This window comes from Streptomyces gilvus (assembly GCF_022513565.1).
Classification (GTDB): domain Bacteria; phylum Actinomycetota; class Actinomycetes; order Streptomycetales; family Streptomycetaceae; genus Streptomyces; species Streptomyces gilvus.
This window is the reverse complement of the sequence record NZ_JAKWBE010000002.1, coordinates 28,797-45,771: the sequence shown is the minus strand read 5'-3', so window position 1 is coordinate 45,771 and position 16,975 is coordinate 28,797. Positions and strand designations below refer to the sequence as shown.

Genomic DNA, 16,975 nt, shown 5'->3' with positions numbered 1-16,975 from the left:
CGTGTCATGCGTGCAAAGAATTCCCCTTGCCGCGGTGAGAGTTTCCTTGAAATGGGGCCGTGTCGCCGTTGCGCGGAGACGCCGTGGCCAAAACTGCTGCGCATGGCCTCGAACGTCCTCAACGCAACCGCGCCCGTCGGCTCATTCCGTCGCCCGCCATGGCGATCACCCCAGGGTGAGCCGGCGTACGCACGCCCTGCGCTGCTGGTTCTCGTCGTCCTCGCTGTCGTGCTCTACGCCTGGGGCATCGACCGCAGCGAGTACCACACGTTCTACGCGAGTGCGGCCCGCAGCATGACGGAGAGCTGGAAGGCTTTCTTCTACGGCTCCTTCGATCCCGGAAATTCCATCACGCTCGATAAGTTGCCGGGCTTCCTCTGGCCGCAAGCACTGTCCGCGCGGATCTTCGGATTCCACGCGTGGGCGCTGACCCTTCCGCAGGTTCTGGAAGGCGTCGCGAGTCTCCTCGTTCTCCATCGCGTCGTCGGCCGCTGGGCCGGCACGCACGCCGCTCTGATCGCCGGCACGGTGTTCTTGGCGACCCCCGTGGCGGTCGGGCTGTTCCGTACCTCGGTCGAGGACCCGATGTTCACGCTGTGCCTGCTGCTCGCGGCCGAGGCGACTCAGCGGGCCGCCCGCGAGGGCCGGCTCCGGCCGCTGGTCGTCGCCGGCGTCTGGGTCGGCATCGGCTTCCAGGCGAAGATGCTCGAGTCATGGGCCGTACTGCCGGCGCTCGCCCTGGTGTATCTGGTCTCGGCACCGCTCACGCTGCGCCGACGGCTGGCCCACCTCGGTGTGGCGGCCCTGGTCATGACGGCTGTGTCGGCGTCGTGGATCCTCGCCGTCACCCTCACCCCGGCCAAGGACCGGCCCTATGTGGACGGCACCACCAACAACTCGGCGTTCAGCATGGTGGTCGGCTACAACTTCCTGTCCCGCTTCTCCTCACTGGGCATCAGCGCGGCCTCCACGGGCAGCGTTTCGGCCTCCCAGGGGGGAGGCAACGGTCATGCCCGCACCTCCGGCCAGGACACGGGCGCGGGATCAAGCTCGCCGACCGGCCCGGGCGCGTACGGCGCTCCCGGCGCCGGAAGCGGCACCCGCGCTCACGCCGGCCACCACACCGTCGTCAGGGCGGCCGCTCCACGGAACGGCGGCGTAGGCGGGGGCGGGGGCGGGTTCGGTGGTGACGACAACGGCTGGTCGAAGATGTTCGGCACGTCGCTCGCTTCCCAGACCGGCTGGTTCTACCCGATCGCGGCCATCGCCGCCGTGTGCGGGCTGCTGTGGACGCGGGGCCGGCCACGCACCGATCGGCTGCGCGCCGGATACCTCCTGTGGGCCACCTGGCTCGCCGTGTACTTCCTGGTCTTCAGCGCCGGCAGCGTCGCCGGGCACACGTACTACATGGGCGTCATCGCCGTACCGCTCGCCGCGCTCACCGGCGCCGGGACGGTGCTGATGTGGCGTGCCTACCGGGCTGGTGGACCGCGTGCATGGGTCCTGCCGGGCGCGGTGGCGGCGACCGCGGGCTGGGCGGCGTATCTGGCCGGGCAGTTCACGTCCTTCGCACCGTGGCTGGCGCCCGCGGTGGGGGTGCTCGCCGTCGCAGCGCTGGCCCTGCTTGTGATGGCGCGTCCGGGCGGGCGCCGGGCCGGCGGCAGACTGGCGCTCGGCGGTCTCGCCGCCGCGCTGGCGGCTCTTCTCCTGGCGCCGAGCGCGTGGGCGGTGCAGGTCTTCGCCCCGTCGTACCGCACCAGCGTGATGGGCGCGGTCGGTCCGTCGGGCAACGGCCGCGGTTTCGGAACGACACGGCTCGGGTCGGCCCGTTTCGGGACCATGGTCTGGGCCGGTGGTGCGACGTCAGGGGAAGTGGCTCGCAGCGGCGCGGGTGGTGCTGGGCGGATCCGGACCGCCGGTGGCATGGGTGGCTTCGGCGGCGCGGCCTCGGGCGGCGCGCTGAGTCCGGCGCAGCAGCGGCTGCTCGCCTACGCGCGCGCCCGTAGCGGCTCGGCGGCCTATGTGTTCGCCACCACCAGCTGGAGCACGGCATCGCCGTACATTCTGGCGACCGGCGCGAAGGTCCTGCCGATCGGCGGCTTCAGCGGCCGGGTACCGTCCCCGACCGAGAACCGGTTCCGCCAACTGGTCGACAGCGGCAAGGTGCGCTACGTACTGCTCGGTGGCGGCGGACAGGGGAGGGGCGCCGGCGTCATGCCGGGCGGCGTCACCGGTGACGGGACGGCGGCCGCGCAGATCACGGCCTGGGTACAGGCCACCTGCACCAAGGTGCCGGCCTCGGCGTACGGCGGCTCGGCTGCCACGGCCGGGAGCCCGGCCCTGTCGGGACGGGCCGCGGTGACCACGGCCACCGGACAGACCCTCTACCTGTGCGAGCCAGGCAAATAGCACAAGCGCGCCCGGCCGGACACCTCGGCGGTGACACTGTCGAGCGCACTCGCTCCGAGTGCTCCGCCCGGGCGGTCACCTGGTGACGGCGGTCGCCGAGGACGCTGCGGCGCTCGACGTCCTGTACGCGGCGCCCGACAGGCGAACAGGGCAGGCTCCGGGTCCATGCGCAGGAGACGTTCCCGTTCGAGAGAGGGCGTCACCGGGGACGACCGCTATCCGAGCCACGTCCCGTCGCGCATGATGACACGGCCGCGCAGTTCCGGCTCACCACGCCAAGCGCGCACATTCATCGGCGCCACGGGTCTCCATGTACATCAGCCCTTGACCGGGCCGCCGTTGATGGCGACGCGTTGGCCGTAGCGGGCGTAGGGGTAGTAGTCGTAGGTCGCGTGGTGCTGGACGCAGCGGTTGTCCCAGAAGACCAGTGTGCCCGGGGTCCAGCGGACGCGGCAGTGCAGGACCGGTCTGCGGGCGATGATGTCGAAGAGGACGTCGAGCAGGGCGCGGCTCTCGTCGGCGGAGAGTTGCGGGATGCGGCTGGTGTAGGCCTTGTTGACGTACAGGAGTTTGCGGTCGGTCTCGGGGTGCCGGGCGACGACCGGATGTTCGCTCTTCGGGATGACGTAGTCCGGCGGCGGTGTGTAGCCGGCCAGGGCCTGCGCGCCGTCGTGTATCGCGGTCAGTGTGTCCAGCAGGGCACGCATGGCCGGGGAGAGCATGCCGTAGGCGAGGTGCATGTTGGCGAAGAGGGTGTCGCCGCCGCAGCCTGGCTCCGGGGTCTCGGTGATGTAGAGCATCGACCCCAGTGACGGTTCGGCGTCGGCGGTGCCGTCCGCGTGCCAGCCGTTGCCCGCCACGTCCGCCGCTGCCGTGGCCGTACGGATCTCCAGGATGTACGGATCACCCTCCGGCGGGGGCGGGTTGACCGGACGCAGTTCGCCGAACGCGGCGGCGAAGCGCTTGTGTTGCTCGGCGGTGATGGTCTGGTCGCGGAAGACGAGGACATGGTGGTCGCGGAAAGCGGCCCGGATGTCCTGCAGTTGCTCGGGCGGAATCTCCTGCGACAGGTCGACGCCGGAGACTTCGGCGCCCAGGACGGGGGTGATTCGTTCGACGGTGATCGTCTGGTAGGGGTGTGTGGGACGCGTGGTCACCGCTTCCAGTGCTTCGAGCTCGTATGACTCCATGTCGTCCTCCAGGGGCGCGGTGGGGGGTTACAGGTCGGTGTCGGCGGTGCCGTGGGGAAGGGCACCCGGCGATGACAGCGTCGCCCTGATGGTCTCGGCCACCGTGTCCACATGGGGCGCCGCGACGATGCCGTAGTGGTCCGTGGGCAGATACCTGTGTACGGCGGACGGGGGCAGGCAGGTGTTCCACTGCCGCTCCGTCTCCTGCGGGGCCGCGGGGGTGGGCATGCCCGCCGTGGGGTGTGCGGCCAGCCACAGACTGGTGGGGACGGAGACGAGCGGCCGTACGCGATGTTCCCCGAGGCTGCGCAGGTTGGCGCGGCAGCAGCGGGCCAGCCTCTCGGCGTACGCCTGTGCGTGCGCGGTCGGCGACTCGGGCGGCAACGAGGAGGCACCGGCGCCGAGTTCGGCGGCGAACACCCTTTCCAGGTGGGTCTCGTCGTAGGCGGACACCAGCGCCTCCGCCTGGGGCGGTGGCGGATCGAGGAGGTGGAGCGCTTCCGGTGGCCGGCCGGCCGCCTCGGCGAGGGCTGCCATCTCCATCGCCACACGGGCGCCGTAGGACCATCCGGCCAGATGGAGCCGGCGGTCGTCTCCTCCGCCGAAGTGCTCGCTCAGCGCCGCGTCGTAGTACTGGGCCCGCTCGGCCAGTGACCATGCGGGCATCCCGGCGTCGCGCAGGGCCGGGTCGGCGATGAGGCACACCGTCGGGGCGGGGCCGAGCGCTGCCACGAGGGGGCGGTAGGCCTGGATGTCTCCGCCCACGGGGTGGATCAGACACAGGACGGCCGGACCGGTTCCGTGCTGCCAGATGTCCAGGACGACGGGAGAGGTGCTTGCCGCCGCCTCGGGGGTGGGTTCGGTGGACGTCAGGGCCGCCTCGATGTGTTTGAGGATCTCCGTGAGGCTGACGCGGTGGCTGAAGGAGGCCAGGTCGAACTCGACGCCGTAGTCGTCCTCGATCCGGGCGATCAGGCTGATCAGGGTCAGCGAGTCGGCGCCCAGGTCGTAGAGGGAGTCCTCGGGGTCCAGTTCGTCCACGCCGAGCAGATTCTGGATCGCCCGGGCCATGGCGTCCGCCCGCTCTCCGGCACCTCCTGTGTCGGCGACTTCCTTCTGCGCGTCCGTCACGCGCGCCGGTGAGGAGCGATCCGCGATCCCGCCAGGAGCGTAGAAGGCCCGGGAGGCCGCGATGTCGGTTGTGGACACGAGGAGTTGAGGCAGTTGCAGGGCGAGGGCATGACCGAAGACGGCTTTGCCCTCCTCGACGCTCAGGCCGACGGCGAGGTGGGCCTGATGACGGCTGTCCGGGGCCAGGACCGTTGTCGCCATGCCGGTCTCCCGCCAGATGTCCCAGTCGACGGCGATCCTGACGGTCGTCTCGGTCTCGGTGGCCCGGTGGTGGGCGAAGCCGTCGAGGAGGCTCGCGCCGGCCGCGTAGTCGCTCTGGCCGACACCGCCGAGCAGGGCGGACATCGAGGAGCAGTAGACCGCGAACTCCGGGCGGAAGGCGCCGATGAGGTGTTCGACGAGGAGTGCGCCGCTCTCGCGGACCGCCGCCGCCTGGCGCATCGCGGTGGCGTCACGTCGTACGAGCAGCCCGCCCTGTCCGAGACCGGCCGCGTGGACGACGCCGTCCAGCCGTGACGTGTGCTCCGCGACGGCCGCGGCCACGTCGTCGACTGACATGGTCGCGAGATCCGCCGGGATGAGGCCGACGCGGTCGGCCCATTCGTTCAGTTCCTCGGGCAGGTGAGGGTTTCCCGACAGCAACAGCACTCTGCTGCGGGTGTGTTCGAGCAGCCAGGCGGCGATGGCTCGGCCCAGGCCGCCCGTGCCGCCGAGCACCAGGTGGACGGTGTCGGCTGTGGCCGGTACGCGGGAGCGCATACCCTCCGGCGACGGTACGGGTACGGTGCCAGGCCGCCACCAGTAGCCCTCCCGCAGTGCGAGCCGACGGGGGAGGACCGGTCCGTCTCGATGACCGGCCTCCTGTGTCTCGGCGACGATCGAGGCCACGTGTCCGGCCCAGCGGGTGAGGTCGCCGTCGGGGAGGTCGAGCCAGTGGCCGCTCAGGGCCGACTCCTGATGGGAGACCTCGACGGGCCCTGCCAGGAGGGCCAGTTCGGGCCTGTGCACTGTTCCCGTCACGGGCAGGGCGCCGTACGACAGCCACCACACGCGGGGCGAGTCGCTTCGCCCGGCCAGCGCCTGGGCCAGGGCCGCCGTGCTGTCCAGGCAGGCGTGCCGGGCGTGTTCCAAGGCGCCGGGACCGACCGGCCCGGTCACGCCCAGGGGCAGGGCGTGCACCCACTCCGTGTCGGGAGAGGGCGGGACACCGTCCTCGGACAGGGCATCGAGCAGCCGGCGCACCGATGCCGGATCGGCCGGGGCCACGGCGTAGGCGTCCGGTCCTGTGCGGGCGAAGGCGTCGGCCGGGTGCACCCGTATGACTCGCGACGCCACAGCGTTGAAGGGCGCGAGCGCTGTCGGCGGGGTGTTCTGGGAGGCTACGACGACCACGGCGGACGCTGGTCCGTTCGGCACAGTGGTGTCCGCGATGGTGGCACGACGCAGTCGCACCCAGTGCGGCTGGTGCAGCCAGTTCTCCGGGGGCAGCCGCCGGGGTGTGGCGGCGGTGGCCTCGCGAGGATTCACGGGGCGCCGGTCGAAGTCGTATGTCGCGAGGGAGAAGGACGGGGGAGGGAAGTCCCAGGGCGCCGGAGCGGAGCCTGCGGCCCCCCAGTCGACCGGGCGTCCGGTGGTCCAGTGCTCGGCGAGGTCGTGGGCCGCTCGACCGGCAGCGGATACAGGCACGGCGTCCGGGTCCGCCGTACCGGCCGGCACCGCGCCCGCAGCCACCGCGCGCAGCCAGTGCTCGGCCGCTGCGGCGTCCATCACGGGTGCCGCTGCCCGCAGTTGGTGAGCGACCCGCCCGGCCTGCAGATGGCGCAGCACTGACTCGTGGCGCTCCGGGTGGAGTTGGAGGTAGTCGGCGATGCGAGCGGCGTCGGCGGCCAGGGCGTCCGCGCTGGAGGCCGACAGCACGAGGCAGGCGGGGACTTCATGGGTTGCCGCCGGTCCGGGCGTGATGTCCTGCTCGACGATGACGTGGGCGTTGGTGCCGCCGATGCCGAAGCTGCTGACAGCGGCGACCCGTTGACGCCTCTCGGGCCAGGGTGTGGCTTCGGTCGGGATGTAGAACGGAGTGGGGTCGGGGCCGATCTCCGGGTTGAAGGCACGGAAGTTGAGGTTGGGCGGCAGCGTCCCGTGGTGCACGGCGAGGACCGCGCGGACGAGGCCCACCACTCCGGCCGCCGCGCCTAGATGGCCGAGCTGGCTCTTGACGGAGCTCAGAGCGCAGCGGCCGGACTCGGTGACGTCGAACGCCTGCCGTAGCGCCCCCACTTCGATCGGGTCGCCGAGCCGGGTGCCGGTGCCGTGGGCCTCCACATAGCCGAGGTCGGCGCCGGTGCGTCCGGCGCGGGACAGGGCGGTGCGGATCACCTCCCGCTGTCCGGCCAGGGACGGCGCGGTGTAACTCATCTTCGCCGCACCGTCGTTGTTGATCGCCGAGCCGGTGATGAGTGCGTAGACGGTGTCGCCGTCGCGCCGTGCCTGGCCCAGCGTCTTGAGGACCACGACGCCCACGCCGCTCGCGCCGACCGTGCCGGTGGCGTCGTCGCTGAAGGGGCGGCAGTCGCCGTCCGCGGAGAAGATGTGCTGCGGACGGTAGCGGTAGCCGCCGGTCAGCCTCGGGTCGATGAGGACTCCGCCGGCGAGCATCACGTCGGCCTCGCCCTGCCGGAGCAGACCGGCGGCGAGGTGCACGGCGACCAGGGAGCTGGAGCAGGCCGTCTGGGCGCTGAAGGCGGGGCCGGTCAGCCCGAGGTGGTAGGCGACCTTGGTGGCCAGGAAGTCCTTGTCATGGTGCAGGGCGAGCTGGAAGCCGTCGGGCAGCCGGTCGGGGTCCGCCTCGCGCAGCAGGGACTGGAAGTAGGTGTTCTCTCCCGCCCCCGCCACCAGGCCCACCCGTGCGGCCGAGGTGTCCGCCACTCCGGCGTGTGCCAGGGCCTGCACGCCGGCCATCAGCAGGTGACGCTGCTGGGGGTCCATCAGCCGTGCTTCCTGGGGGCTGATGCCGAAGTGGCCCGGGTCGAAGTCGAGCATGCCGTCGAGCGTGCTGTGCGCGCCGACGACTCCTTCCGGTGCGTCGACGCGGCGGATTCCGGTGCCGCCGGAGACCACCAGGTCCCAGAAGGCGGCCAGGTCCGGGGCGCCGGGCACCCGTACCGCCATGCCGACGACCGCGATCGGCTCGCCGGGTGCCGGAGGCTCCTCGTTCTTCCTGGCCGGTGTGGTCTGGGGCCGCGGGGCGGTGAGGTGCCGGGCCAGGGAGCGGACGGTGACGTGCTCGAAGAGGTCCGCGACGTCGAGGCGCAGACCGAGTGCCGTGGTGCAGTACAGGTGGAAGCGCATCAGGGCGAGACTGGAGGCACCCGCCTCGAAGAAGGTCTGGTCCGGTGCGATCACCGACCCGGTGACCTCCTCGAAGGCAGCGGTGAGGCGCTCCTCCTCGGCCGACAGGCCCCCGCGGGCGGTCGCCGAACGACGTAACTCTTCCCCGGGCGTCCGGAGCACGGCCTGCCGGTCGAGCTTGCCGCTGGGTGTGCGGGGCAGTCTCTCCAGCCGGCGGAAGCGCTCCACACGTACGTACGAGGGCAGCAGGGCGGACAGATGCGCGGTCAGTTCGTCGGCGGTCGGTGGCTCGCCACGGATCTCCAGGCCGGCCGTCAGCCGGTCTCCGTCGCGGGTGACGGCGGCGTTGAGCACCGCCGGATGGCGCAGCAGGGCCGCCTCGACGGAACCGAGTTCGAGCCGGTGCCCGCTCAGTTTGATCTGCTGGTCGTCGCGGCCCGCGTAGTGCAGCAGGCCCTCGCGGTCGAAGTACGCCCGGTCGCCGCTGCGGTAGAACAGGCCTTCCGCGCCGGGGAGTTCGACGAAGCGGCTGTCGTCGTGTTCCGGTTCGTCGAGGTAGCAGCGGGTGGTCATGGTGCCGCCGATCAGCAGCTCGCCGGCGCACCCGGCCGGGACCGGGTCGCCCTGGGCGTCCACCACCCGCAGGTCGGCGCCGGCCACCGGGCGTCCGATGGCGGGCCGCTCGGGCCAGTGCCCGGGATCTCCCTCCAGGCACAGGGCGCTGACCACATGTGTCTCGGTCGGCCCGTAGTGGTTGAACAGCCGTGCGCCGGGGAGCCCGGCGAACCAGCGCCGGATGCTGTCGGTGCACACCAACTGCTCTCCCGCCGTGACCACTTCACGCAGCCGGGACGGATACCTGTTCAGACGGACCGCGTACTCGGCGAGCAGCTGCAGGGCCACGTAGGGCATGAAGATCCGCTCGGCGCCCGCAGAGTCCAGCCGGTCCAGGAGTGCGGGCACGTCCTTACGCCACTCGGGACGGATGAGCTGGAGGCCGCCGCCCGTGCACAGGGTCCCGAAGATCTCCTGGAAGGACACGTCGAACGACAGCATCGAGAACTGCTGGGTGGCCGCGGGGGCCGTCAGGCCGCCGGGACCGGACTGCCACCTGATCAGGTCGCACAGGGTGCGGTCATGGATCTGCACGCCCTTGGGGACGCCGGTGGAGCCGGACGTGAACAGCGTGTACAGGGGGCGAGCGCCGCTGTGTGCGGGCGCGTCGACCGCACGTCGGATGTCCCCGTCGTACGACGTCCCCGTGCCGTCGCCCGTTCGCGGCTGCGAGTCCGCCCCCGGTACGACGAGGTGGCGGGCCACACCGTCCGGGAGCAGCGTGTCCAACGCCGGCGAGCTGTCCCGAGTGGTCAGGACGCACAGGGGGTCGATCCGTTCCAGGACGCGGCGCAGCACGTCGGCCGGGTAGGAGGGGTCGAGGGGGACGGCGGTGACGTTCAGCCTGGCCAGCGCCAGCAGCGCCACCACGTGTTCGACCGAGGGCTCCAGGTACAGGGCCGCCCGGCAGGGGCTGTCGTCGGCCGGGATCGAATGGCGGTCGGCCAGTTCCGCCGCGAGCGCCGCCGCCCGGGCGTCGAGGGCCGCGTAGCTCAGGGCCTCGCCGTCGGCCGTGACGACGGCGGGTGTGTGCGGTGTGCGGGCGACCTGACGGCCGAAGCCTTCGGCGATCGTGGTGAAGCCGGGTTCGGGGGCGGGCCCGCGCCCGTGCCGCGGAAGGGAGTCCCGGTAGGGGAGGACGATTTCGCGGACGGTACGGCGGCCACCCGACGCGAGCGCGTCCACGCCCCGCCGCAACAGCTCCGCCATCGCCTCGACGTCCTCGCCGGTGAACCGGTCCTCGGCGTACTCCCACAGCACGTCGAGCGCGTCCGCGTGCTCGACCACGGAGACCGTCAGCGGGCACTTGGCCTCCGGTGCCGCCCACCACAGGGGGCGCTGGGCGCAGCCGGGCAGCCGCAGCGCCCCGAAGTCGGTGTTCTCCAGGACGAACAGGAAGTCGAACGGTGTGGTGTCGCCGGCGCCCTCCCAGCCGGTCAGCACGTTGGTGAGCGCCACGTCCTGACGCCCCAGTACCTGCCCTGTGTCGTTTCCGGTACGGGCGAGATGTGAGCGCAGGTCCTCGCCGGGCGCGACCGTCAGGGGCAGCAGCACGGTGTTCGCCAGCATGCCCGCGCTGTTCTCGAACTCGCGCACCGGGCGGCCCGCGACCGGGGCGGCGATGCGCGGGCGGACCAGACCGGTCACGCCGTACAGGGACCAGGAGAACACGCTCAGCAGAACCTGGAACCGGGTCAGCCCGAACTCGGCGCACACTTGGTCGACTTGGGCCCGCCGGGCGACGTCGAGGGAGGTGTGCAGCAGGCGTGCCCGCGGTGCCGTGTTCGCCTCCCGTACGGGCAGCGGCTCCAGCGGCTCCTTCAAACCCCGGTAGAAAGCGAGGAGTTCATCCTGCTGTGTCCGGTAGGTGGTGCTCGTGAACCGGTCGCGCTGCCAGACGGCGAAGTCCAGCGGGGTCGGGGCGGCGGGGGCATCGGGCCGGTCGTCTCCGGCGTAGTCGGCGGACAGGTCGTGCAGCAGGACGCTCAACGACCAGCCGTCCACGGCGATGTGGTGCAGGTGCAGCAGGAGCGTGCCGCCGCCGTCACGCGGCAGCCAGCAGGCCCGGAGCATGCGGGGGACCGCGAGGTCGAAGGGCTCGGCGAAGAAGGTGTCGGCGAAGGCGTGCGCTTCCTCCTCCGCCCAGACCTGGCGCGGGCCCGGCTCGTGCCAGGGGTCGTACGGTTCGCCGACGGTCTGCTCCAGCCCCTCCGGCCCGAGGCGGAAGCCCGTCCGCAGCGCCGCGTGCCGTGCCACCAGGCTGCGCAGCCCCCGCCGGAGAGCCGTGGTGTCGACGGGTCCGTCCACGCGGAAGGCCTGGTTGACGGAGTACGCCCGGGAGTTGGGGGTGCGGCGCTGCATCAGCCACAGCCGCTGCTGCTCGCTGGTGGCGGGCGCCGAGCGGGCACCGGAGACCACCGGTGCCGGCAAGGCGTTCTCCTCGGCGGGACCGCCTGAGGCGAGCGACCGGGCGATGGCGGCCAGGTCGCCGTGCAGGACGGCCGCCTGGGTCAGTTCGCGGCCCCAGCGCTGCCGTACGGCGAAACAGAACCGCAGCGCCTTCAACGAGTCACCGCCGACGGCGATCCACCGGTCGCCGAGCCGGAGGCCGGGGGTGCCGAGTATCTCCTCGGCCAGTTCGAGGACGTGGCGCTCCGTTTCCGTGGTGGCCGGGGCGTCGGAGGCGGAGGCGGACGCGGTGGGCCGCCATGGCTGGGCGGCCTGCTCCAGCAGGGCGGTCTGGTCGACCTTGCCGTTGGCGTTGAGCGGGAGGTCGGCCACTAGATGGATCCGGTGGGGGCGCATGTAGGCCGGCAGGTGGGCCGTCAGGTGCGTGTCGAACTCCTCGTAGGACAGTTCCTGACCGAGGACGACGAACGCGAGGAGTTCGTTGGGCCCCTCCCGGCCCGCGGGGCGCGTGCACACATGGGCCCGCTGCACCGCCGGGTGGGTCAGGACGCGCCGTTCCACCTCGCCGGGCTCGATCCTGAAACCGCGGACCTTGACCTGCCGGTCGGTTCGGCCCACGTATGCCACCAGGCCCTCGCCGTCGGCCCGAACGAGGTCACCGGTGCGGTAGTACGTCTCCTCGCCGCCGTCGAGCCACGGCAGGCGCACGAAACGCCGCTCGGTCTCCTCGGGAAGGTTGCGGTATCCGACGGCGAGTCCGGCCCCGCTCAACAGGAGTTCGCCGACCTCACCCGGAGCGGCCATCCGCTCCTGGCCCGGTACGACCGTGACCGTACCGGTCTGCGGCAGGGGCCGGCCGATCGGCACCACGTCCCCTTCGAAGTCCCGGGGGATGGGATGGCACAGGGCGAAGGTGGTGGACTCCGTCGGTCCGTAGACGTTGAACAGGCGGGTGCCACTGTCGGCGTTGTCCTGGTACCAGCGGCGCATCACCCGGGAGTTGAGCTGTTCTCCGCCCACCAGGACCTGTCCGGCCGCGGCGAAGCAGTCCGGCACAGCCGTGACCATCGCGTTGAACAGGGCCGTGGTGACGAAGACGGTGTCCACGCGCCTGTGCCGTAGCGCCGCGGCAAGCCGCTCGGGAGTCTGCACGTCCGCGTCGCGCAGGATCACACAGCAGCCGCCGGTCAGCAGGGGCACCCAGACTTCGAAACTCAGCGCGTCGAACGCCGGATTGGCCATACAGGCATAGCGCAGGCCGGGCTCGACGCGGATGTAGCCGGGTCGGGCCAGGCGCCGGATCCCGGTGTCACGGACCTCGACGCCCTTCGGGCGGCCGGTCGTTCCGGAGGTGTAGAACACGAACGACACCTCGCCCGGAGCGGCCGGCGCCTCCAAGGAGGCGGCTGCGTCCGGCAGTTCGGGCAGAAGCGTGTCAGCGCCGAGCGCCTTGACGTCGCTCGGGAGCTCGGGGAAGCTCTCGGCCGTTTCATGCACCAGGGCGACCGCGGCGGAGTCCCGGAGGATTAAGCGGCGGCGGTCGGCGGGGCTCTGTGTGTCGAGGGGCACGACCTGCGCCCCCAGCCGCAGGACGCCCAGCATCACGCAGACCAGCCGCCACGACCGTGGCAGCGCCACCGCCACGGCCTGCCCCGCGGTGACGCCCCGACGCCCCAGCTCCCGGGCGACCATGGCGGCTGCCCCGTTCAACGCCGCGTAGTCGAGGCGGACTTCACCGTCGACGACGGCCTCGGCATGTGGTGTGCGAAGCGCCCGGCGGTGAATCTCGAGCGCCAAGCCGACCGGATCGCCCAGGTCCTCGGAGACGTGAGTGGAGGAAGTTTCGACGCGCGGTTTCATCGTGCATCCTCCGACGTGCCAGAAGGGGCGCGTTGGCCGGGGGTGGCGGTCAGCCGGTGCAGTTCGGCGGTGAGGACGGCAGCGACGCGGGGCAGTTCGTCGCTCTCCAACATGTCCCAGTGACCGCAGGCGACCGGCTCGACCACGAACTCGCCGGTGACGCGCTGCCGCCAGAACGCGCGTAGCCGGGCGGCGGCCTGCTCGGGGTCCGCCTCCTCGTCCTCCACGGCCGTCGCCTGCAACAGGACGACACGGGCGGGCGATTGGGGTACGACGTAGTCGCGCCCCGTCTCACGATGGTGGTTGTAGACGTTCAGGTACCGGGCCACCTGGGCGTCGTCGATACCTGGGTACATCCCGTTGAAGCGCACCAGCTTCTCCCGGAACTCCGCCATGCCGACCGGCGCGATCGCGGCGCGCTGCTCGTCGTCCTGGGCACCGTGGGTGTCGAGGAGGACCACGCTCACCTTCTCGTGCCCGGCCGTCACCAGGCGGCGGCCCATCTCGTACGCGATCAGACCGCCGTAGGAGAGCCCGCACAGCACCAGTGCCTCGTCGGTGCGGGGTTCGACCAGCCGCAGATACTCCTCGGCCATGGCCTCGACGCCGGGCAGGGTGGACTCGCCGGGGTTGACGCCGGGCGCCTGGAGTCCCACGACGCCTATGTCGTCGGCGAGTTCGGCGGACAGGGGCAGGTAACAGAAGGCGGTGCCGCCTGCGGGGTGCACGCACACCACGCGCTGTCGGCCGCCGCCCGCGCGGAATTCGACCAGGCTGCTGAGCTTCGCGGACTGCGCGGCATCGGCGCCGTCGGCGCGTACGCGCTCGGCGAGCGTCTCGATGCTCGGGTGCAGCATGACGTACCGGACGGGCAGGGCGACGCCGAGCTCTTCCTGGACGGCGGACGCCATCTTGATCGCCGATATCGAAGTGCCGCCCAGCTCGAAGAAGTTGTCACCGACACCGATGTCGGGGTGCAACAGGACCCGCCGCCAGATCCGGTGCAGGGACATCTCGACATGGTCGCGGGGCGCGGCTGTGTTGACCCGGCCGGCATGGGCCGCCGCAGCGGCGCGCAGCACCGCCGTCCGGTCGACCTTGCCGCTGCTGTTCAACGGCAGGCGCGGGAACTCGGCGACCACGGCGGGGATCATGTAGTCCGGCAGGCGATCCTTGAGGGCCGCACGCCACTCGTACGGCATCCGCGTGCGCTCGGCGTCACATCCCACGCCGGCAACCAGGCGCGGACCGCCCGGCGTGTCACGGTCGGCCAGCACGACGGCCTGCCGCACTCCTGGGACCGCCAGCAGCGCCGCTTCGACCTCTCCCGGCTCGATACGGAAGCCGCGCAGCTTGAGCTGGTCGTCCCGGCGGCCGACGTACTCGGCGTTGCCGTCCGGCAGCCAGCGCGCCAAGTCGCCGGTGCGGTAGAGGCGTTCACCGGGGACGAAGGGGTCGGGCACGAAGAGTTCGTCGGTGAGGTCGGGGCGGTTGAGATAGCCGCGGGCCAGACTCGCTCCACCGAGGTGGATCTCTCCGGTGACTCCCACGGGTACCGGGCGCATCCGGTCGTCGAGCAGGTACAGACGGGTGCCGCGCAGCGGCCGCCCGATGGGACACGCCCGCTCGTACGGCTGCGGGTCGGTGTAGGCGGTGGAGTAGAGGGTGGCCTCGGTCGGACCGTAGCCGAAGCAGATGCGCAGGCCGGGCAGCAGCTCACGCATGCGGTGCAGGGTGCTCTCCGGCAGGGACTCCACTCCGGTGAGGAGCTGACGCAGGCTCGATCCGGCGAGGCGCGCGGCCGGGTCCTCGCCGATCCACTGGACGTAGGACGGGGGCAGGAACGCCTGGGTGACCTTGCGTTCGCGCATCCACTCCAGCAACGCCCCTGGGTCCCCGCGCAGTTCGTCGGGAACCAGGTGGAGGACGGCGCCGGTGGTGAGCGGGACGAGGAGTTCGTGCACCGACGCGTCGAAGCCGATGCTGGACCAGGCCGACGAGGCCTCGCCGGGGGCGTCCCCCATGAGTTCGCGCCAGTGGTCGAAGAGATTGACGACGCTGCCGTGCGTCACCGCCACGCCCTTGGGCCGGCCGGTCGATCCCGAGGTGTAGATGACGTAGGCGAGCCGCGACGCGTCCGTGCCGACGGCCGGCGCGTCGTCGTGGGCCCCCTCGGCCTCCATAGTCGACAGGCGCTCCCAGAACTGTCCGTCGTCCGCGGCGCTCTTCTCGTCGGTCAGCACGAGGACCGGTGCCGCGTCGCTGACCATGGCCCTGAGCCGCTCCGGAGGCTGGCCGGGGTCGAGGGGCAGGTAAGCCGCTCCGGACTTGAGGATCCCGAGCACACCGACGACGAGGTCGGCGGTGCGTCCGGCGTGCAGGCCCACCACACGGTCAGGCCCGGCACCGCGGGCGATCAGGGCGTGGGCGAGACGGTTGGCTCGGCGGTCGAGTGTCGCGTAGTCGAGCGTGACGCCACCGGCCACCACCGCGCACTGCCCGGGGCGTTCACGGACCTGCGCCGCGAAGCGCTCCAGCACCCCCGCACAGGCCGGCCCGGTCACGGCGGGCCCGGCGCTGAAGGTGGCGAGGAGTGCCCGCTGCTCGTCCTCGTCGAGCAGCGTCAGCTCGGCGATCCCGGCATCGGGCCGCTCGGTCATCAGCCGCAGCACGCGCAGGAATTGCCGTACATACCGTTCGATCGTCGTCCGGTCGAAGAGCGCCACCGCGTAGTCGATCTCGCCGATGAGGTGCCGGCCTTCGTCGGCCAGGGCCAGGACCATGTCGAACTTCGCGGGCACGTGGGCGGCGTCTTCCCGTAACTCGACCTCCACCCCGGGAAGTTCGAGTTCCTGCCGCATGGAGGGAACCCAGGCGAACATCGTCTGGAACAGGGCCGTGTGGGCCGGGCTCCGCGGGGGGTTGACCAGTTCGACGACGCGCTCGAAGGGGAGGTCGACGTGCTGGAGGGCGTCACGGATCCGCTCGTTCACCCGCTTCAGGGCGTCCTTGACGGCGGGAGAGCCGGAGAGGTCCGCGCGCAGGGCGAGGGTGTTGACGAAGAAGCCGATCAGACCCTCGACGTCCCCGCGTCGCCGGTTCGACGTGGGAGCGCCGACCACGATGTCGTCCTGCCCGGAGAGCAGGGACAGCAGCACGGACCAGCCGGTGAGGACGGTCGCGTACAGGGAGACATCGTTGTCGGCGGACAGCGTACGCAGGGCCCGGGTCAGGTCCTCGTCGACCGTCACGGCCAACCGGGCGCCTCGGAAGTCCTGTTGGGGAGGGCGGGGCCGGTCGGTGGGAAGGGCGATCACGGCCGGGCTGTCAGCCAGGGCGGTGGTCCAGTACTCGGCATGCGGGGCAGGCTCGTTTCCCGACATCCACTCCCACTGCCACCGCGTGTAGTCGCTGTACTGCCAGGTCAGTTCGGGCAGCGCGACGGCCTGCCCCCGCTGAAGCGCGTCGTACACCAGGCCCAGCTCTCTGAGCAGGAGGGACCGGGACCAGCCGTCGAAGATGATGTGATGCGCCGTCAGGATCAGGACGTGGTGGTCCGGTTGGAGCGCGATCAGGCAGCCGCGCGCCATGGGTTCCTCGCCCAGACGGAACGGGGTGCCCTCCACCTCCAGCCGTATGCGCGTCAACCGTTCGGCGGCGTCGGGCAGTTCGGTCAGATCCTCGAAGGTCACCGGGAACCCCGTGTCCGGCGGATCGACGACCTGGAGAGCCGAACCCCCGGAGGGGACCAGCCGGGTGCGCAGGGCCTCGTGCCGGGCCGCGAGCAGATGAAGCGCCTCGATGAGCAGGTCCCGGTCGAGCGGTCCCCGGATGTCGAAGGGCATCGGCTCGTTGTAGGCGGCGCCGGCGTCTCCGTCCATGCGCGCCATGACCCACAGACGCTCCTGCGCCAGCGACAACGGCGCGGATTCTGTCTCTTCGTCGGAATGGTTACTGACTGCGATTCGGGGTAAATTCACGGATTACCCTTCACGAGAAGAGCGAGAAGAGAA

4 protein-coding genes and 1 pseudogene are annotated in these 16,975 nt (G+C 71.5%); 1 reads left to right on the top strand and 4 read right to left on the bottom strand.

The window, feature by feature from the left end; all coding sequences use genetic code 11:
* The first annotated feature begins 102 nt into the window (after positions 1-102).
* Positions 103-2,409, top strand: coding sequence for an ArnT family glycosyltransferase (locus MKW14_RS04380; protein WP_240858993.1), 2,307 nt, complete (start codon positions 103-105; stop codon positions 2,407-2,409).
* Positions 2,410-2,624: 215 nt separating this feature from the next.
* On the opposite strand, the pseudogene MKW14_RS04375 reads toward MKW14_RS04380, so the two are convergent.
* The 4 genes and pseudogenes from MKW14_RS04375 to MKW14_RS04360 all read right to left on the bottom strand — a co-directional run.
* Positions 2,625-2,711, bottom strand: a pseudogene (locus tag MKW14_RS04375) (pyridoxamine 5'-phosphate oxidase family protein); the annotation flags it as partial.
* 15 nt (positions 2,712-2,726) lie between these two features.
* On the bottom strand, positions 2,727-3,599 hold the full coding sequence (locus MKW14_RS04370) for a TauD/TfdA dioxygenase family protein (protein WP_240858992.1): 873 nt from the start codon (positions 3,597-3,599) through the stop codon (positions 2,727-2,729).
* Between the two features lie 27 nt (positions 3,600-3,626).
* Positions 3,627-12,962: a non-ribosomal peptide synthetase gene (locus MKW14_RS04365; protein ID WP_240858990.1), complete on the bottom strand. Its 9,336-nt coding sequence runs from the start codon at positions 12,960-12,962 to the stop codon at positions 3,627-3,629.
* Entirely contained in the window at positions 12,959-16,942 is a 3,984-nt protein-coding gene (locus MKW14_RS04360) for a non-ribosomal peptide synthetase (RefSeq protein WP_308314576.1), read from the bottom strand. The genes MKW14_RS04365 and MKW14_RS04360 overlap by 4 nt, the downstream gene beginning before the upstream one ends.
* Positions 16,943-16,975: the final 33 nt, after the last annotated feature.

Excerpts from the sequence above, each read along its gene's own strand:
- MKW14_RS04370 (WP_240858992.1), bottom strand. The coding sequence starts at position 3,599 with ATGGAGTCATACGAGCTCGAAGCACTGGAAGCGGTGACCACGCGTCCC.
- MKW14_RS04380 (WP_240858993.1), top strand. The coding sequence starts at position 103 with ATGGCCTCGAACGTCCTCAACGCAACCGCGCCCGTCGGCTCATTCCGT.
- MKW14_RS04365 (WP_240858990.1), bottom strand. The coding sequence starts at position 12,962 with ATGAAACCGCGCGTCGAAACTTCCTCCACTCACGTCTCCGAGGACCTG.